The sequence below is a fragment of the Pediococcus siamensis genome, assembly GCF_047220215.1.
Lineage (GTDB): Bacteria > Bacillota > Bacilli > Lactobacillales > Lactobacillaceae > Pediococcus > Pediococcus siamensis.
Genome location: NZ_CP178375.1, coordinates 78,180 through 94,459 on the forward strand (window position 1 = coordinate 78,180; position 16,280 = coordinate 94,459).

General features: G+C 40.4%; 16 protein-coding genes. 10 read left to right on the forward strand and 6 right to left on the reverse strand.

The features are described from left to right. The first annotated feature begins 13 nt into the window (after positions 1-13). Both ACLJJ6_RS00360 and ACLJJ6_RS00365 read left to right on the forward strand, forming a co-directional pair. Complete coding sequence (locus ACLJJ6_RS00360) at positions 14-1,435, forward strand: glycoside hydrolase family 1 protein (RefSeq protein WP_412989501.1); 1,422 nt, start codon at positions 14-16, stop codon at positions 1,433-1,435. 2 nt (positions 1,436-1,437) lie between these two features. Further along, positions 1,438-2,919 (forward strand): glycoside hydrolase family 1 protein, encoded by a 1,482-nt coding sequence (locus ACLJJ6_RS00365; RefSeq protein WP_412989502.1) that lies wholly within the window; start codon positions 1,438-1,440, stop codon positions 2,917-2,919. Positions 2,920-3,067: 148 nt separating this feature from the next. Here ACLJJ6_RS00365 and ACLJJ6_RS00370 read toward each other — a convergent pair whose 3' ends face one another. Continuing rightward, a complete protein-coding gene (locus ACLJJ6_RS00370; RefSeq protein ID WP_412989503.1) occupies positions 3,068-4,783 on the reverse strand; it encodes an aryl-sulfate sulfotransferase in 1,716 nt (571 codons plus the stop codon). Between the two features lie 262 nt (positions 4,784-5,045). On the opposite strand from ACLJJ6_RS00370, the gene efp reads away from it, so the two are divergent. Both efp and ACLJJ6_RS00380 read left to right on the forward strand, forming a co-directional pair. After that, positions 5,046-5,624: an elongation factor P gene (efp, locus tag ACLJJ6_RS00375; protein ID WP_412989504.1), complete on the forward strand. Its 579-nt coding sequence runs from the start codon at positions 5,046-5,048 to the stop codon at positions 5,622-5,624. 180 nt (positions 5,625-5,804) lie between these two features. Beyond that, the gene (locus ACLJJ6_RS00380) at positions 5,805-6,677 is read left to right on the forward strand and encodes an ROK family protein (protein WP_412989505.1); all 873 of its coding nucleotides are present in this window, start codon (positions 5,805-5,807) and stop codon (positions 6,675-6,677) included. A 125-nt stretch (positions 6,678-6,802) separates the two neighbouring features. On the opposite strand, the gene ACLJJ6_RS00385 is transcribed toward ACLJJ6_RS00380, so the two are convergent. Then, positions 6,803-7,207 carry an iron-sulfur cluster biosynthesis family protein gene (locus tag ACLJJ6_RS00385; RefSeq protein ID WP_412989506.1) on the reverse strand — a complete coding sequence of 135 codons (405 nt, stop codon included), beginning with the start codon at positions 7,205-7,207 and terminating at the stop codon, positions 6,803-6,805. A 328-nt stretch (positions 7,208-7,535) separates the two neighbouring features. Then, positions 7,536-7,658: a hypothetical protein gene (locus ACLJJ6_RS00390; protein WP_412989507.1), complete on the reverse strand. Its 123-nt coding sequence runs from the start codon at positions 7,656-7,658 to the stop codon at positions 7,536-7,538. Between the two features lie 386 nt (positions 7,659-8,044). On the opposite strand from ACLJJ6_RS00390, the gene ACLJJ6_RS00395 reads away from it, so the two are divergent. From ACLJJ6_RS00395 to ACLJJ6_RS00420, 6 genes are all read left to right on the forward strand, one after another. Beyond that, positions 8,045-9,490, forward strand: coding sequence for an ABC transporter permease (locus ACLJJ6_RS00395; protein WP_412989508.1), 1,446 nt, complete (start codon positions 8,045-8,047; stop codon positions 9,488-9,490). 15 nt (positions 9,491-9,505) lie between these two features. Next, on the forward strand, positions 9,506-10,165 hold the full coding sequence (locus tag ACLJJ6_RS00400; protein WP_412989509.1) for an ABC transporter ATP-binding protein: 660 nt from the start codon (positions 9,506-9,508) through the stop codon (positions 10,163-10,165). A gap of 234 nt (positions 10,166-10,399) precedes the next feature. Then, on the forward strand, positions 10,400-11,086 hold the full coding sequence (locus ACLJJ6_RS00405) for a response regulator transcription factor (RefSeq protein ID WP_412989510.1): 687 nt from the start codon (positions 10,400-10,402) through the stop codon (positions 11,084-11,086). Beyond that, the gene (locus ACLJJ6_RS00410) at positions 11,086-12,351 is read left to right on the forward strand and encodes a sensor histidine kinase (RefSeq protein ID WP_412989511.1); all 1,266 of its coding nucleotides are present in this window, start codon (positions 11,086-11,088) and stop codon (positions 12,349-12,351) included. The genes ACLJJ6_RS00405 and ACLJJ6_RS00410 overlap by 1 nt, the downstream gene beginning before the upstream one ends. 156 nt (positions 12,352-12,507) lie before the next feature. After that, positions 12,508-12,750, forward strand: a complete 243-nt coding sequence (locus tag ACLJJ6_RS00415; RefSeq protein ID WP_412989512.1) for a hypothetical protein — start codon at positions 12,508-12,510, stop codon at positions 12,748-12,750. Between the two features lie 78 nt (positions 12,751-12,828). Then, a complete protein-coding gene (locus ACLJJ6_RS00420; RefSeq protein ID WP_412989513.1) occupies positions 12,829-13,635 on the forward strand; it encodes a Cof-type HAD-IIB family hydrolase in 807 nt (268 codons plus the stop codon). A 295-nt stretch (positions 13,636-13,930) separates the two neighbouring features. On the opposite strand, the gene ACLJJ6_RS00425 is transcribed toward ACLJJ6_RS00420, so the two are convergent. From ACLJJ6_RS00425 to ACLJJ6_RS00435, 3 genes are all read right to left on the reverse strand, one after another. Continuing rightward, positions 13,931-14,485, reverse strand: a complete 555-nt coding sequence (locus tag ACLJJ6_RS00425; protein WP_412989514.1) for a hypothetical protein — start codon at positions 14,483-14,485, stop codon at positions 13,931-13,933. 58 nt (positions 14,486-14,543) lie between these two features. Continuing rightward, positions 14,544-15,140, reverse strand: a complete 597-nt coding sequence (locus ACLJJ6_RS00430) for a hypothetical protein (protein WP_412989515.1) — start codon at positions 15,138-15,140, stop codon at positions 14,544-14,546. Between the two features lie 139 nt (positions 15,141-15,279). Then, positions 15,280-16,254, reverse strand: a complete 975-nt coding sequence (locus ACLJJ6_RS00435) for a hypothetical protein (RefSeq protein ID WP_412989516.1) — start codon at positions 16,252-16,254, stop codon at positions 15,280-15,282. Between the last annotated feature and the right edge of the window lie 26 nt (positions 16,255-16,280).

Consider the following 16,280-nt stretch of genomic DNA (forward strand, 5'->3'; position numbering starts at 1 on the left):
AGGAGGAATATAAATGGTAGATTTTGGAGATGGCTTTTTATGGGGTGGCGCGATTGCTGCTAATCAAGCCGAAGGTGCGTGGAATGTTGCTGGTAAGGGACCGGATATTAGTGATACATTAACACACGGAATTATGGCTAAAGAGATTCACACGAAAATTGAAGAAAATGCATATTATCCCAGTCATGAGGCAATTGATTTTTACCATCGATATAAAGATGATTTAGAGCTTATGCACGAAATGGGTTTTAAATGTTTTCGAACTTCAATTGCCTGGTCTCGGATTTTTCCAACGGGTGAGGAGGAAAAGCCAAGTGAAGCAGGACTAGCATATTATGAAGAAATGTTCTCAACCATGAAAAGATTGGGAATGGAACCGGTTGTCACAATTTCACACTATGAAACACCATTAAATTTAGTTACTAAATATAACGGTTGGACTTCGAAAAAATTAATCAGTTTATATTTACGTTATTGCAAGGCCATATTCAAACGACTAGGTCATTTGGTTAATTACTGGATGACTTTTAATGAAATTAATAATGTTCGTACAATTCCCTATGCGGCAGCAGGTGTTCTTCTAAGTGGCAACAAAGCTGAACGGCTATCGCAAATATATCAGGCTAGCCACAATATGTTTGTGGCAAATGCACGAGCTAATAAATTGGCACACCAAATAATGCCTAAGGCGCATATGGGAGTGATGCTATCGTTAAGTGGAGCTGTTATTTACGCTGGAACGACTAAACCCGAAGATGTCTTAGGAACCTACCAGTTACAACGCAGAAGCTTGTTCTTCGCAGATGTTCAGTTACGCGGTAAATATCCAAGCTATTTTAAAAGAATGATAACAGAGAATCATTTAACACTAGACATCACCGAGAATGAGCTTGCAGATATTAAAGCTTTTCCCTCCGACTATTTGGGATTTAGCTATTATCGCAGTTCAGTTTACGAAACGGGTGTTAACACGGCCGGGGGAACTGGTGGATTGCTTGGGAAGCCAAACCCATATTTAAAGATTTCTAAATGGGGATGGCCGATTGACCCTATTGGTTTACGTTACTTATGTAATTTACTGCAAGATCGCTACGATAAACCATTATTTATAGTTGAAAATGGTTATGGTGATGAAGATAAAATTATCGACGGCAAAATTCACGATCAAGAACGGATTGCCTATTTAAAAGCACATCTAATTGAAGTACATGAAGCTTTACAAGATGGCTGCAATATTATTGGTTATACATGGTGGGGACCACTAGATATTGTTTCTGCTGGAACTGGTGAAATGCGTAAACGTTATGGATTTGTGTATGTTGATAAAAACAATGCTGGAGAGGGCACATTACGGAGAATGAAAAAGGACAGTTTTTATGAGTATCAGAAAATTATTCAAACTAATGGTGCCAGCCTATTTGAGGAAGAGGGATAAAAATGAAATCAAAACAAAAATCGGTTTTTCCAAAGAACTTTATGTGGGGCGGCGCCATTGCGGCAAATCAGGCTGAGGGAGCTTGGAATGTTGATGGTAAAGGCATGTCAGTTGCCGATGTGGCCAAATTCAAACCGGATGTTGATATTACTGATTATGTCGCTCAGTGGCGAACAACGCAGGCTGATATTGACGAAGCTATGAAAACGGATGACGTCATTTATTATCCCAAACGTCACGGCATTGACTTTTATCATAAATATCCGGAAGATTTATCTCTGTTTGCAGAAATGGGCTTTAAAGTTTTACGGGTTTCTATTGCTTGGACACGTTTATTTCCCAATGGGACGGAAGAACAGCCGAATGCTGCAGGGATTGCCTATTACGTTAATTTATTCAAAAAAATGAGAGTACTTAAGATTGAACCACTGGTTACATTGTCGCATTACGAGATGCCCTTATATTTGGTTAATCATTATGATGGTTGGGTTTCTCGTGAAGTAGTCGGATTCTTTAATCGATTTACCAAAGTTTGTTTTGAAAACTTTGCACCGTACGTCAAATACTGGCTCACCTTTAACGAAATCGATAGCGTCTTCAGGCATCCATTTACAACGGTCGGTGTTGTTGAAGAGAAATATGCGAATAAGCATGATGCTGAACAGGCAATTTATCAAGCTTTACATCATCAGTTTGTAGCAAGTGCGGTAGCTGTTAAACAGTGCCATGAAATCATTCCGGGAAGTCAAATCGGTTGTATGGTCACGGAAACAGTAACGTATCCAGAGACCTGCAATCCTGAAGATGTGATGTTAGCGTATGAAGATAACAGACAGAACCACTTTTTTACGGATGTTCAGGCAAATGGCGAATACCCAAGATTTATAAAGAAATATTTTAAGGACCATGACTTGCAAGTCTCTTTCGCACAAGGTGATGAGGAGATTTTAAAACAGTATCCAGTTGACTTCATTTCTTTCAGTTATTACATGTCCATGGTCCAGTCAATCAATGCAGATAAGCGCGAAAAAGTGGGTGGAAATTTAACAACTGGAGTTAAAAATCCATATTTGCAAACCTCTGAATGGGGGTGGCAAGTGGATCCGGTGGGTTTGAAATATGCCTTACTAGATTTGTATGATCGTTATCACAAGCCACTTTTTATTGTTGAGAATGGCTTGGGTGCTAAAGACACGGTTGAGAATGGCGAAGTTCATGATGCTTATCGAATTCAATATTTTGCGGATCATTTTAAGCAAATTAATTCAGCAATTTCAGCTGGTGTTGAAGTAATGGGCTATACTTCTTGGGCGCCAATTGATATTGTTAGTGCTTCAACTTCTCAAATGGTTAAGCGATATGGATTTATTTACGTGGATTTAGATGATTTTAATCAAGGAACAGGTAAAAGAGTACGCAAAGACTCATTTTACTGGTACCAAAAAGTTATTCAAACTAATGGGGAAAGTTTATTTGAAGAGTAGCAAAAAGAAAATTCATTAAATTTGAAATTTTATTGCTTGTAATAAGGATTTTCCTTTCAATTTAATTTTGTTGAATTTGAACGATCATAGCGTCAGCCTAAAAGAGACCTGCCAATTTTCGTAATTCACAGGTCTCTTTTTTAATCGGTTATTGGTTGATGTTTTTTAAAGAAAAATGCGTATGTTTAGGAAAGAGTGACATACGCTGAGCCCGATAGGTCCAATCCCAGCTTGGAAAGTTGGTGCGATTAACATCGAAGACAACATATTTGGTTTTACGATTGACTTCGACAAACTCACTGCGTTTGCCACTATCAGCATACCCAAAGTTAATGAGTGTATTTCCTTTACCCACGGCATAGCTGCTGCCGACAATATTTGTGAAATCGTAGGTGCCGCGTGATTTACCGTAACTCCAAGTTTTTGTAACGGTCTTTTTCAACTGATTAATCGACACAATTGTTCCCGCTGAATACTTTTTGGAAACAGACTGATTACCACGCGTAACCACCACGTTATTATCATAGTATTGTAACTGGAGCTGGTTTTTCTTTGCTTTATCTGGCTGCAATAACATGACAGCATGCTGACCTGCGTTGAACTTGTAGTGCTTTGTGGTCGGCTTTAAGAGGTACTTCTGATAACGCGTAGGCAGCTTTTGGTTAGCTGCTAAAATCCACTTAAGCTTGGTCGTTTTACAGTTAATTGCAAAAATCATGTCTTGATTGCGTCCAGAAACGATGAGGGTTCCGGTCCGTTTATCATAATACATAGAATTTTGGTGAAACCAGTCCAGTTTCCCGTCAGAACGCGTAGTCCCATGATATTTTGTATAGGCAGATTTAGGTAAAATCCGTTTTAAATCAATTACTTTTTTAATTTTACCTGTCTGCCGATCAAGTTCGATCATGGTGTCCTCAACATAATCAGCACCGCCATCACTGACAGTCAGCAGCAAATTATGATCGGGTAACTCAATAGCGTCATGGTGGATAACGGTATTAGTAACTAACTTTTTGTGATTAGTTTTTGACGGAAACAATCCGTTGAAATTGTATTGACGATAAACCCGACCGTAATAATCCGTTTCTTGAAGCGCATTGTAATGATGGTCGTTAGGATTAATCTTCGTTAAAATTAGCAAGTGCCCATTTGCCAGCTGCTTAAAGACGTGAGAAATATAATTGGTGCTGTACCAGCGCACTTTACCTTGTGCATCTAGGCCGTAAGTAATACCTTGACTGCTGACGGCAAAAGTAAGTTTGGTATTTCCTGTCCCTAAAGCCATTTGGGTGGGATGACTCGTTTTAACAGTGTTAGTGCCAATACGTGCAGAGGCTTTCCCTGTTCGCAGAAAATATGTTTTTGTGATTTTTGTACCGGATTTTGTGGTAAAGGTTAGTTGTACGTGATTTGTGCGATTGGCATACAGACCAAGGATCCCAACTTGATGCTGCTTCGTGTACCCAGGGATCTTTTTTGTAATCGTTGTTTGAGGACTATCGCCTAAAACCCGCATGGTCACTTGAGTTGCCTGGCTTGTTTTTACTAAAATCAATCCAGTTAGTGGACTCGTTTTATAGGGATTCACAATTACTTTGGCATGTGTAATCCCTACGGAAAGATTAGCTAACTTTCGTCGATAAGTGGCACTTAACTGATTGGTAGTGGTCGTGTTTTTAGTGGATAAGGCTGGTTTTAAATTAAGTTTAATTTGTGCAGTTGTGAGAATGTGTGCGCTTCGATGGACTTGATTAACTAAAAAGAAACGGCGAATATTGTGACGTTCATGATAAGCAATTCCACCGATAACCAGGAAGAAAAATAACAAGCCGATAATAATTTTTTGCCATATATGTTTCATAAAAAACTCCTTTAACTAATTATTTTAAAGGGTCTAGCATCTAGATACGTTTGCTTTTTATCTTAGCGGATTTAAAAGGAATGTACAAATGCACCCTGCACCGGCGACTTTGGGGGATAGCTTAAGGGTTGTGTTTAGTGTTAAACTAGTAATTGGAGACTAAAACGAAGGGAAGTCGGCCGTATGAGTCCTGGACCTGGAGCGTTTTTTATAAATAAGGTTAGCAGCAGTTAAATTCTAAAGGAACACAAGGAGAAAAAACATGATTGAAGCAATAAATCTTAAAGCAGGTATGACATTTGAACAAAACGGCAAATTAATTAAAGTGCTGTCCGCAGAGCATCATAAGCCAGGCAAGGGTAATACGGTTATGCGGATGAAATTATATGATTTGCGTTCAGGTGCGACTGTTGAAAAGACGATGCGTCCCGAAGAAAAAGTTGAACAAGCCATTGTCGAAACGAAAGATGCGCAGTACCTTTATACACAAGGCGATGTTGCTGTATTTATGGACATGGAAACTTATGAACAGTATGAGATCCCAACGGCAACGATTCAAAATGAAATGAAATTCATGTTGGAAAATATGAATGTTAAAATTGATTACTTCAATTCCGAAGTGATCGGAGTTACGCTACCAAATACGGTCCAATTAAAGGTTGCTGAAACTGAACCTTCAATTAAGGGAGCTACCGTTGCGGGATCTGGTAAGTCTGCAACCATGGAAACCGGACTGGTAGTCACGGTGCCTGATTTTATTAAAGAAGGCGAAGTCCTCGATATTAACACGCAAAAGGGAACATATCAAAGCCGTGCATCAAAGTATAACGACGAAAACTAATATAATTTGAAACCAAAACACTGGAACGCATTTTTAGGGTGGGTGATGAACGAAGCCTAAAACTTGCCGAACAGTGTTTTTTTTATATTCAAACCAAAGAATGGCACACGAAAGGGCTGCGATTCGTTGTATAATAAAAATGTATCCGATTACATTTTATAAAGATAGAAGTGAGTATTGATGAATAATATTGGTGTCATTGATGTTGGTGGAACGACCATTAAATTTGCTGTGTGGGATGGTCAACAGTTGGTAGATCATACCAGTCGTAAAACCCCCGCAACGTTAGATGAATTTTACACCGTGTTGACCGATGAAGTGCGCAAAATGAAGGCTGCCCATCAGATTAAAGGAGTAGGGATCAGTTCACCAGGTGCGGTTAACAAGAAAACTGGTGTGATTGAGGGCGCCAGTGCCTTACCATACATTCATAATTTTAAAATTCAACCAGAATTAGAAACACGATTTGATCTAAAAGTTAGTATTGAAAATGATGCTAATTGTGCAGCCTTAGCGGAGTTAGCCGATGGCGCTGGCAAAGGTGCCGAAAGCCTCATTTTTTTGGTTGTTGGAACGGGTGTTGGCGGTTCGGTCATTCTCAATCATAAGATTTGGCATGGTGCTCACCTTTTCGGCGGTGAATTTGGGTATGCGCTCTCTAGTGATACCAATACCTTGAGTGAGCTGGGGACCGCCGTTAGAGTTGCGCAAAGGTACAATCAAAAGCTGGGTACGCAAAAGACAGGAAAAGAAGTCTTTGATCTCGCCAAGCAGGGCGATGCAGCAGCACAAAATGAAGTGCAAACGATGTACTGGGCGCTGGCCAAAGCAGCTTACAATCTGCAGTACAGTTTTGATCCTGAAAAAATTGTTTTGGGGGGCGCGGTTTCTAATAACCCGGATTTAATCCCGAATATTGAGAAAAATATCGAAGCAATCCGTAAACAGGTGAAGATTGCTTCTATAAAACCGGATGTTGTGGCGTGTAAATATACCGACCAGGCAAATTTGCGGGGCGCAGTGGCTGATTTTGAACAAACCTATGGTCAGTAAAGACAAAAAAGGTGAGTCCCAAGTATGTTACTTGGCGCTCACCTTTTTGATTAGGATGGTCAAACCACCGTTGTGACTTTAGGTGGCATCATTTAAAATTTGGGGCTAGAACACGACTAAGGTGCTTAGCAGATTTTACCGCCTAGTTCAGTCATTTCTTTTTTAGCAGCGGCCTTATCTTGAGTAGGTGCTTGATAATTTTCTACAGTGACAGCCCCATCTAGCACGCCGCTATCGTCAGACAATCTGAGTGTGGCGTTCTTATAGTCAAGTGCCAGTCCATTACCTAGAAATGTGGTTTCGGGTTCAGCAGTTGTTAAGTTAAGTTCGGCGTTATTTTCCAAAGGAATCTGATACTCGTCGTCACCCTCATCCGCAACTACAAATTGAAATTTATTACCGATTGCACAGGAACCGCCAAGCTTAGAGAACTTGCTTGAACCGTCATCCAAAGCAAGAAAAACGTGTTTGCCGGCCGGAATCTTGTCCGCTAGATAATTGGCTGCCTGTTCTTTGATATTAATTTTCATTGAAATCCACCATCTTTCCAAGTTTTTGTTACTGACTTCATATTGAAGTATACATGCTTACTATAAATAAGCAAACTAACTTGCTCAGATTGATAAATTTTTTTGTCATTTTAATCTTCATTTAAAGTGGCACCATTATGATGAATTTATTCATTAAGAAAAGAAGTGATTTTTTTCTCACCTTCCCAATGCGGAAGAAGATGGATATTCTCCATATGTTCAAACTCCCCTGTAAAAATTAACTTACATCATTGCAAGCTATTCAATTAGCTCAAAGACCGAATCATACCGCGAATGTGATTCGGTCTTTTTCTGTATCTTTTTATTTTTAGGCTTTACGTAGTCGTTTGAGGAGGGAAAGTAAAATCCAGGCGGCATTAGCAATTTGTAAAAGCAAGAAAAATTTACTCATTTTAGTGTTGGACGAGCCGGCACGCAGTCGTTTTTTCATTATGATCCCTTCTTTCCATCTATGTTGTACCTTTAGTTTACGGGAACAAAATAACGGGGACAATTTAGATGCTTAAAAAAATTCGGGATTTTAATCTTCATTTAAAGTGCTGCTATTATGATAGATTTATTCATTAAGAAAGAAGTGATTTTTTCTCACCTTCCCAATGCGGAAGAAGATGGATATTCTCCATATGTTCAAACTCCCCTGTAAAAATTAACTTACATCATTGCAAGCTATTCAGTTAGCTCAAAATCCCAATCATACCGCGAATGTGATTGGGATTTTTTCTATGTTTAAAAAATTTAGTTTTACATGACAGTTCTTAATCTTCGTTTAACCTAAACTCAGTACAATAATGATTATCAATTTGAGGAGATGAAGGAATGAACTATCTAAAACGCTCAATGCTTTATCTGACGCATAAAAAAGGTCAGAGTCTATTGCTCTTATTAATCATGTCAGCAATCTTGGTTTTTGTATTGTCCGGAATTATTATTCAAAACGCGGCAGTTTCGGCTACCAATAACGTGACTAAATCGGCAGGAACCACAATCAGTGTTTCAGCGAATCGAAATAAGATGTTTGCGAAGATGCGCTCAAGCTCTTCGAAGTCTAAAACGATTACGACACCAACCGTTTCCAACGCCAAAATTAAAAAGGCGGGTAACTTAAGTACAGTGGCGTACTATAACATTACCAATACCGCTTCGGTAAATGCCAGCTCATTTGACACGGTGTCAACCACGACAGGTTCTGCGGGTGGTGGCATGATGAAGGGCGGCATGGGCGGTTCAACAGGAAATATTTCTGTTGAAGGAGTCTCAAGTACTAAATTGACTTCATCATTTCTTTCTAAAGAAGACAAAATCGTTTCTGGCCGTAACATTACGGCAAGTGATGCTAATAGTAAAAATGTCGTGATTGAAAAAGAATTGGCAACGTCTAACAACCTGAAAGTTGGCGATACCATTACCGTTAAAACGACGACTTCCAGCAAGAAGAAGATTAAATTAACAATTGTGGGGATCTACAAAGCAAAATCGACAAGCAGCAGTGGCATGCCGGGTAGTGACCCAAGCAACACCATCTATACCAGTTACACGTTGCCGGCCACCATCACGGGAACAACTGGTAAGTCAAGTACCGTTACCTACACCTTGGAAAATTCAGCTAAAGAAAAGGCAACAACGAAAAAGATTAAAAGTATTATTAACAGCAGCTCATTTTCAGTAAGTTCTAATGACGAAAGCTACCAGCAACTATTACAACCGATGAAAAATGTTCAGTCGTTTGCTAAGAAGATTGTTTGGCTCGTGGCAATTGCCGGAACCATTATCTTGGCACTGATTATCATTTTGTCAGTACGGACTCGGCAAAAGGAAATCGGCGTGCTCGTTTCCCTTGGAGAATCCAAAATGCGCATTGTCGGTCAGTTATTCTCAGAATTGTTTGTTATCTTAATTGGTGCCCTCGTTGTGGCATTGCTCTTAGGTAATTTTGTGGGCAACAAGGTCGGTAATCAGTTACTAGCTCAGCAGCAAACAACTTCGGTTTCTACAACGGCAGGTTCCAATGGTGGACCTGGTGGTGGCGGTGCGCCTGGTGCAAGCCGTCAAGGTGGCGGCGGTATGCGGGGTGGCGCAATGATGTCACAGGCCACAACCAGTTCAGCCAATAAAAAGGCATTAAAGACGTTAAATACAACGATTACACCAAGTTCCGTTATCAAATTGGGCGGCATGGGCTTAGTGATTATTGCGCTAGCCGTTTGCGTTTCCGCAATTAGTATCTTACGATTGCGACCCAAAGATATTTTGATTGGAGAATAACGAGGAGATGAGTGAATGTTAAGTGTAAAAAAATTAAGTCATTGGTACGGTCAGTCTGATAAACCACTGTATGAAGATGTTGATTTAAGTTTCGATGCAGCAAAAGTTTACACAATTGTTGGTGCGTCAGGCTCAGGGAAAACTACCTTGCTATCCTTTATTGCCGGTTTGGATAAGCCTCAAAAAGGGGATATCTTTTTAGATGGGCAAAACATAAAAAAAATTGGGTCCACAAACTACCGAAAACATGAAGTGGCGATTATTTTTCAGCAATATAACCTCCTGACTTACATGTCAGCGCTGGATAATATTTTAACCGCACTTTCCGTTACCGGTTCGGAACATAAAGGCGAAAAACAGTACGTACTCGACGCCCTGAAAGGGGTTGGAATTGATGAAGCTGATGCCAAGAAAAATGTTCAGAAACTTTCTGGCGGCCAACAGCAGCGTGTGGCAATTATTCAGGCGATGCTTGTGGATGCCAACATTGTTATTGCCGATGAACCGACCGGTAATTTAGACGGGGAAAACTCGGCAATGATTATGAAGCTTTTTCAAGATTTGGCGCATGTTCATCATAAGACGGTAATCATCGTCACACATGATCCAAAGATAGCCGATCAGGGCGACGTGAAAATTAGTTTGGAAGATCGGAAGTTTAGAATTGCATCGTAGCTGAAAAATGAGGTTAAGACAATATATTTCTTTGTCTTAACCTTATTTTATAGGTTAAAATAGATAAGAAACTAACGGATGGTCGCACCCAGCTTATAAAAGTTGGTAAAATGCAATTTTGCTAATTTTCAGTCATCAAAATTACCGGGAAAAACGAAATTGATTGAAGTAGTGAGTAAAGTTAGTTGGAGATTAATTTTAGCGAAAAATCAAAAAAGAAATTAGGGATGCAAGATGACAGATATAGTAAAAATTTTATTAATTGAAGATGATCATCAGCTTTCGGACAGCGTACGCGATTTTTTGGTTGAGATTGGGTCCGTTAAACAGGCATTTGACGGCGAAGAAGGGGAATACTTGGCAACCGAGGAGCCTTATGATTTGTTCATTATTGATCTCATGTTGCCGCTTATGAACGGACTGGAGATTATCAAAAATATACGAAAAGCCAAAATTGAAACACCGATCTTGGTCTTAACGGCCAAAGATAGTCTGGAGGATAAGATCACAGGCTTCGATACGGGGGCTGACGACTACTTAACTAAGCCTTTTCATCGCGAAGAACTGATTGTACGGGTCAAAGCTCTCCTCAAACGCAGCGGTGTCTATCAAGATGACAAACGGTTGATGGTCGATGATCACATGTGGTTAAATACAGAAAATCGGCAAGTAATGGTGGACGATCACCCTTTGAAATTAGTTGGAAAGGAGTACGAGATTCTGGCGTATTTAGCGCAAAACAAAAATATCATTGTTTCCCGAGAACAAATTTTTGACCGAATTTGGGGGATGGACTCGGACACAACGATTAATGTGGTTAACATTTATATTAGTAATTTGCGCCGTAAATTGGAAAAGGCGGGCCGTCCCAAACTGATCCAAACTTTGCGAAACGTTGGCTTTCTTTTGGAAGTGAATTAATGGATAAAATTGTTAATCGTAAGCAGCAAATTAAATTATTTCTGTTTGAATTCTTCAGTTTTCTAATCGTTTTTTCAATTTTAGGAACGATTATCTTTATTTTTTATCAACGCAACACCTATACAAGTGTCGACAACACCATTAGTCGTAAGGCGGCCATGGCGGCCAGCAGCAAAGACATTATGGGACCGCCTGATTTCCAAACGGTGACGGTTTACTATAATGCTAAGGGAAAGATCGTGAATGCGCAGTATTTGAATAATATGGCGGATACCGTTAGCAAGATCAAGGTTAATAAAAAACAGCTCAATAAGATTTATAACATTGAGATTGGTGGCGAGACGATTCGGCGTGTCTATGTCCGCGTACATGCCCAGACCCCGATTACACATCAAGGAAAAGTCTTGCGGGCTAGTCAGCAGCCCAAATACGCCCTCGTTTTAAAAAATATTAATCCTGAAATTCAAAGTATTACTCGGTTTAAAGAGCTTTTGCTGGGATCCCTGATTATTTTTGGGTTAATTGTGTTTATCATTAGCTACATTATTTCTCGAATCAACATGAAGCCGGTGCTAAAAGCCTGGAAGCAACAGGAAGAATTTGTAGACAGTGCGGCCCATGAAATTCGTACGCCCTTAACGATTATCCAAAATAAGCTGGAAGGGCTGATGACTAAGCCCAACGACACCATTAAAGAGCAGGCTGGGGCGATTATTATGTCGCTATCCGAGATTCGGCGTTTAAATGGATTAACGAGTGATATGTTGACTTTGGCGCGGGCAAACTCTAATGTCATTACGTTGGAGAAAAAGCCGGTGGACTTTGGTGAATTTATGAAGGAAATTCTGGAGCCCTACCAGGATTTGATTACGAGTGAGGGTAAAAAATTGGTAACCGCCATTCAGGTTGATCGACCGGTTTTAGTGGATGCAAAACGGCTGCATCAATTGATCGTCATTCTGTTAGATAATGCCATTAATTATACTAAAACGGGCGCAACGATTACAGTGAATGGTAGAGTTGAGAACCGTAATTTAAAAATCCAAGTCTGTGATACGGGGATTGGAATTAGTGATAGTCACAAGAAGTCTGTGTTTAAACGTTTTTACCGAGAGGAAAAGTCAGGAAATAAGCAAACTGGTGGCAATGGTTTGGGATTATCTATTGCCGATTGGATTGTGCGCGCGCATAAAGGTCGGATTAAAGTCACCGATAATCCCGGTGGCGGGACAATTTTTACCGTGCTTATCCCCGTTGGCAAGTAAAAAAGTATGTTTTTGCTTGAAAAAAAGCAAAACATACTTTTTTATTATACAAATTATAACTTCACACTTATTTATAAAACTGTTCACAAAAACTTCACACTTCTATATTAAAGTTTATCTTATCTTAACCATAAGAATTAATATAGGAGGACGGCTATGAGAGACGAAGAATGCAGTTACCAACGCTTTGAGGTAGTTTGTGATCAATGCCCAATGATCAAAAGTGGTTTTTACGGACGGGCAATTAAGGAATATGAAAATACTTATTTAATTGAGCTAGATATGGATTCAGTTTGTGAAGTAGATCGCCGAACCTTAATGCGAATTCAGGATTTTAATGGCCGGGTAGTCATTGCAAAAAAATATATTCAAGCTGTTGAAGATGAGATTGCGCAGTAAGAGAAAACGGAGGCTTCTTTTTGTAAGCGCCTTCTGTTATGATGAAATTATTCTTGCAAAGAGTAAAGGAGAGTTATCATGACAGAAAGACTTATTGCTGTTGATATGGACGGAACTTTTTTAAACAGTCACCAAGATTTCGACCGGCAGTATTTTTTGAAATTATATCCGCAGATGCAACAAAAGCATGTCACTTTTGTGGTTGCTAGTGGGAACCAAGATTCGCAATTACGGGCCTTTTTCCCACATACAGCAGATTCCATCTGGTTTGTTTCCGATAATGGGGCGCTCATTAAGCGTCCCGATGAAGAAGTGATGTCTTCTGCTAAAATGGATCCGGCAGCGTACCAGCACGCTATTCATTTTTTGGATCAACTTCCAGATGTACATCCAATTGTGAGTGCGGTTAAGAGCGCATATATCTTGGATTCAGAGCCGACGGAATTTGCGGAAATGACGGCGCGGTACTACTACAAGTTAAAGACCGTTAAGCAGTGGGATGACATTGACGATACCGTTTTAAAACTGGGGATGTCAGTTCCAGATGAACAAACAGCGGCATTAGTGCAGGCTTTAAAAGATGAGTTAGCCGGTGAATTGTTGCCAGTTTCTTCTGGTCACGGAGATATTGATTTGATTATTCCGCATACCCACAAGGCTAACGCAGTGAAACGAGTGGCAGATCAATTACAAATTCCGATGGCAAATGTTGTCGCTTTTGGGGATGGCGGTAATGATGTGGAAATGCTGAAGGAAGCGGGCCAAGGATATGCCATGGCTAACGCTCCGGCAGCGATTAAGGCAATTGCAAATGGCGTTGCTCCTGACCACGATGAAAATGGCGTTTTAAAAACAATTGAAAAATTGCTGCAAGATTGGCAATAGAAAATGTGAGTGGGGAACAAAACAAGGTTAACTTCTCCGCTTAACAAGCGAAGCCGCATGATTCGTTCTTTGAATCATGCGGCTTCTTAGATTATACGCGAAATTAAAGCACCCATTTTCCCGATTGCGGTGATTAAAAATCGGAGAATAGAGAAGGCTGGGAGATTTTCCCAGCCCTTTTGAATGATGTTAACAAAGTTAAAAGGAGACTCGAGACACGGTTCGTCAGTTTTATGCTGTGAAGCCGTAAAGCAATGAGATTAAAAAACAGATTGGGCATGGTTTCTTGAATCGCTTAATGCTTGGATCGAATATAGCGGATCCGGAAAAAAGTCCCGAAAACGAAAGTTACCAACATGACAAGATACGTGATCATTTTATACGTTGGCAATTTTTCCCGGAATTCTAGTAAGTACTCATTTTGAAACGCATTTTGGTATTCAGCGGTTAACTTAGTTTGAACAGCTGCGCCAATTGACGAGTTAATGACCAGATCAGAAACGCCATCGGCCCGTAGCTGTTGTTTCACACTGTTTTGGAAACGGGTAGGGTCGACCTTGATGGTTTTACCATCATAAACCTGACCGACTGCCGTCTTAATGGCTGGCTTAATAGTTGCGCTGGTCACTTGGATGGTGTAGCCGTTATACGACGGGATCTTTTCGTTAACCGTTGTGACGATTTGGCTCACGACAGGATCACTTGTCGCCACAATTTGACCGAAACTTTTGTTAAAAACGGTGAATAAACAAATTGTGGCTAAAACGAAAATGAAATAGAGAAAGGTGGAAAATGCACGCGAGCCATATTTAGGCTTTTTCAGGTGTTCATGTTGAGTTCTGATAATCATGGCCTCCTTATTAGGAACTCCTTAAGTTCTTTCAAAATAAGCCTTGTGACTTGATTTGTCAATTCGACATCAACTGATAAGGTTCTTCCTCCGGATTGAAGGTAGTGGCTAACCAGCTTAGTGGCGTATCTTTAACCAAATTTTCGTAACCGATACGGGCAATATGATCATTCATATCTTGTAAATCTAAATTGCTGTTCATGTCTCTTAGTCCCAACGGATCATTAACGGTCGTACGTTTAAAAAGCGTGCTTGTTAATAACACGATTGCCGGAAGCGGTGTGGGCGTATCAAAATAATATTGCGTGTCTGGAAATTCCAGAATCGTGATGGTGTTATTCGAAACACGGCCTGGATAATAGATGGCAAAGCCACGCATGATGAAGACAGTTAGTGACTTGAGCTCGTGGAATGGATAGCTTTTATAGGAACTATCTTCTACGAAAATATTAATGCTGTCAGGCTCAAAATCTACGGTGGTTTTGGAACGCATTTTTGGTCGTGAAACCCGCCGCTTTAGCAAACTTTTGCCGCCACGTGGATATTCTTCTCCGGCGATTTTTAGATGGGCCCAAGAAAGAAATGGCGGAACACCATCTTTTTGTGGTTTAAATGTGATTTGCGCCTTAAGAATTGCTGGATCAATTTTCATCATAATCTACCCCCACACAAATTTTAATTAAAATGAAACTGGTTTCTGATATCACAATGATATTGTAAAGCCGTTCGTAGAAAAAAGCAATTAAAAGTTTGTTTGGTCCGGTGTAACTGTAAATTAGACAGTCTAAACGGACTTAAAGTTGGAATGGGTTTGTAAATAAGTCGAGTTGCTTGAGGCCGCCAAAGCGATCGTACCACGGCGTTGCGTAATTTTCCAAGGTGGCATTCAAAGTTTGGACATCGGCCTGCAAATGCTGTAATTCGTGATTTAACCCAGACTCACCGGATGCGAGATATTCCGTAACGGCTGTCTCCCAAAGCGATTCATCTAAAGTGATGCCAGCAAACTTAGCTCCGGCCTGGCCGGCAAATTTAACGGCCGCCTGAAAACTAGTCATGGTATTTAGACCACTTCGATAAATAAAGGGAATAGTGGTGATATCACTAGCCTCTTTTAATAGTTTGGCAGCTTCTCGCCGTGAGTATACGGGCACGACGTCTTGTGAGGTAAAGCCCTCGACAAAATCAAAATTAAGCGGGGTTTCGATTTGTAAGATGTCAATATGATAGCGTGGTTTAGTCAGTTCCTTTAAGGTATCAAGGACTAATTGAGGCTGTTTTTTGGCAAATTCTGATTGTGTTTTGTCAGTTGCCGTCTCGTCAGTGGTAGTAAGAGAAATGATCAACGGTAAATCGGCGGCAAGTGCTTCTGCACCGACGCGTTCGACAAAGGCAAGTTTCTGATCATTATCCGCATGGGGATTATAAGTTAGCGGTAAAAGCACGGCATTGGAATGGGTGGTATGCACAAAACGGCCCAAAGATGGGGCTTGAGATTGAGCTTTGGCGTGCGGATCGTACAACGTGATCAATCCGGCTTGCTTCTGGTGCACTTGATGGAGCTGCTTATTGTCGGTAGCTGTTAGAATTGTGCCGGTTGTAGTGGCTGCTAAAGCATCCGCAACCAGTTGGGTAAATTCAATCTGTTGTTTGGCGGTCAATTGAACGGCCGCTTTATTTTGCGCCAAACCTAAAAAGTTAAATGTCCCCTCTGTGTCAGCCAGCTCTTGTAAATTAGTGAATTTTCCTTGTGATAGTTGTGTAGTCATGATTAAAGTTCTCCTATTTATATGAA

What these genes read in the sequence shown, in the direction of transcription:
- ACLJJ6_RS00360 (WP_412989501.1), top strand. Translation starts at nt 14, where the DNA reads ATGGTAGATTTTGGAGATGGCTTTTTATGGGGTGGCGCGATTGCTGCT.
- ACLJJ6_RS00365 (WP_412989502.1), top strand. Translation starts at nt 1,438, where the DNA reads ATGAAATCAAAACAAAAATCGGTTTTTCCAAAGAACTTTATGTGGGGC.
- ACLJJ6_RS00370 (WP_412989503.1), bottom strand. Translation starts at nt 4,783, where the DNA reads ATGAAACATATATGGCAAAAAATTATTATCGGCTTGTTATTTTTCTTC.
- efp (WP_412989504.1), top strand. Translation starts at nt 5,046, where the DNA reads ATGATTGAAGCAATAAATCTTAAAGCAGGTATGACATTTGAACAAAAC.
- ACLJJ6_RS00380 (WP_412989505.1), top strand. Translation starts at nt 5,805, where the DNA reads ATGAATAATATTGGTGTCATTGATGTTGGTGGAACGACCATTAAATTT.
- ACLJJ6_RS00385 (WP_412989506.1), bottom strand. Translation starts at nt 7,207, where the DNA reads ATGAAAATTAATATCAAAGAACAGGCAGCCAATTATCTAGCGGACAAG.
- ACLJJ6_RS00390 (WP_412989507.1), bottom strand. Translation starts at nt 7,658, where the DNA reads ATGAAAAAACGACTGCGTGCCGGCTCGTCCAACACTAAAATGAGTAAA.
- ACLJJ6_RS00395 (WP_412989508.1), top strand. Translation starts at nt 8,045, where the DNA reads ATGAACTATCTAAAACGCTCAATGCTTTATCTGACGCATAAAAAAGGT.
- ACLJJ6_RS00400 (WP_412989509.1), top strand. Translation starts at nt 9,506, where the DNA reads ATGTTAAGTGTAAAAAAATTAAGTCATTGGTACGGTCAGTCTGATAAA.
- ACLJJ6_RS00405 (WP_412989510.1), top strand. Translation starts at nt 10,400, where the DNA reads ATGACAGATATAGTAAAAATTTTATTAATTGAAGATGATCATCAGCTT.
- ACLJJ6_RS00410 (WP_412989511.1), top strand. Translation starts at nt 11,086, where the DNA reads ATGGATAAAATTGTTAATCGTAAGCAGCAAATTAAATTATTTCTGTTT.
- ACLJJ6_RS00415 (WP_412989512.1), top strand. Translation starts at nt 12,508, where the DNA reads ATGAGAGACGAAGAATGCAGTTACCAACGCTTTGAGGTAGTTTGTGAT.
- ACLJJ6_RS00420 (WP_412989513.1), top strand. Translation starts at nt 12,829, where the DNA reads ATGACAGAAAGACTTATTGCTGTTGATATGGACGGAACTTTTTTAAAC.
- ACLJJ6_RS00425 (WP_412989514.1), bottom strand. Translation starts at nt 14,485, where the DNA reads ATGATTATCAGAACTCAACATGAACACCTGAAAAAGCCTAAATATGGC.
- ACLJJ6_RS00430 (WP_412989515.1), bottom strand. Translation starts at nt 15,140, where the DNA reads ATGATGAAAATTGATCCAGCAATTCTTAAGGCGCAAATCACATTTAAA.
- ACLJJ6_RS00435 (WP_412989516.1), bottom strand. Translation starts at nt 16,254, where the DNA reads ATGACTACACAACTATCACAAGGAAAATTCACTAATTTACAAGAGCTG.